Origin of the sequence: Staphylococcus sp. MB377, assembly GCF_001922505.1 — a bacterium.
Lineage (GTDB): Bacteria > Bacillota > Bacilli > Staphylococcales > Staphylococcaceae > Staphylococcus > Staphylococcus haemolyticus.
In genome coordinates, this window is the sequence record NZ_MAON01000043.1 from 1 (window position 1) to 1,297 (window position 1,297).

Below are 1,297 nucleotides of genomic sequence, written 5' to 3' on the forward strand. Positions count from 1 at the left end.
ATACAAATTCAAATAAAAAACCACTAAACAGGACGGCTTTCATTGTTTACTTCTTAATATACTCGTACCACCATTTACCTTCAGGTCTAGTATCCATCCACCAAGTAATTTTATCTAATTCGGCATTAGGTAGTACTTCCGTTTGTAAGTATGCGATACCAGTTGATGGATCAGAAATAACCTGTCCTTTAGTACCACGTTCGGCCATAGCATTATATACTTCAGGAACCAATGAAACGCCAAACCCACCAGATTTAACATATTGATATCCACCATTAGAAACGTTTTGTTCTGGTTGATTCACTTCTGTAAACCACGATAAAGGTTTGCTTCCGATTAACTCATTCAAATCACACTTACCGATACCAGGTACATTCCCTGTTTCAGTGTATTGCCAAATATCGCATGGATAAGCAGGTCGCTTCCCTCCGTAACGTGGAATCCACACAAAGTCTGCTTTTACATTTGCCATACCAAATGGAGCATACATATGATGGCCAACATATAAACCGACTTTTTGAGCACCTAATCGGCGTAATTCATCAATAAAAGCTTGAGTGCCCGCTCTCATATCATTCATTGTTTTCACTTCAACATCTGCAACCCAGACTTTCGCACTCTTGTCTCCGCGATTCCAAAAGTCTCTAGCTTCTATACGTGCATCATTTTCAGAAACGAAACGACAGAATGCATAGTTCCCAAAAGGAATACCGTGCTGCTTCATAGCTTGTACATACCCCTTATATAATGGATCTACATAATTCGAACCATCTTGTACACGAGCGATTATGAAATCAATGTGTTGTTTTGCTACAGGCCAATTAATATTACCATTCCATTTTGAAATATCTACAATGTACCCCATTATTGAACATCTCCCTTTTTCTCTTCTTGTTTTTGTTTACCACCTAAAATTTCAATTGTATTTGTCAAAGCTTGTGGCAACGGAATACCCATTCGACCAGCATTTTCTAAAAGTGAAAGTAATTCATTACCCATGAAGAAGAAAATTGTTGCTTCTCGAATAGCACTATTGCTTCCAAGTGCCACATCTAGCTGGGTCGCCACTCCAACCAAAAGAAAAAGCACCACCTTTTTGGCGATGCCTTTGAAGCCAACTTTACTTTTTAGCTCTCCGTTATATCCTGCTGCGACTACTCCTGTGATATAGTCGATAGCTGCCATGATTACTAGAACTTTCAATGTTGCATCCCATCCTCCCAAGAAATACCCACAGAAGCCACCAAAAGTGGCAATAAAGGTTTTTAATAATACATCAATACGATCCATCTTTTTC

The 1,297-nt window shown here is 38.9% G+C and carries 2 protein-coding genes; both read right to left on the reverse strand.

Going from position 1 to position 1,297, the window contains the following annotated elements:
* Positions 1–46 precede the first annotated feature (46 nt).
* The gene (locus BB045_RS08565; protein ID WP_075140680.1) at positions 47–865 is read right to left on the reverse strand and encodes a GH25 family lysozyme; all 819 of its coding nucleotides are present in this window, start codon (positions 863–865) and stop codon (positions 47–49) included.
* Positions 865–1,290, reverse strand: a complete 426-nt coding sequence (locus BB045_RS08570; protein WP_075140681.1) for a phage holin family protein — start codon at positions 1,288–1,290, stop codon at positions 865–867. Before BB045_RS08570 ends, BB045_RS08565 begins: the two co-directional genes overlap by 1 nt.
* Positions 1,291–1,297 lie beyond the last annotated feature (7 nt).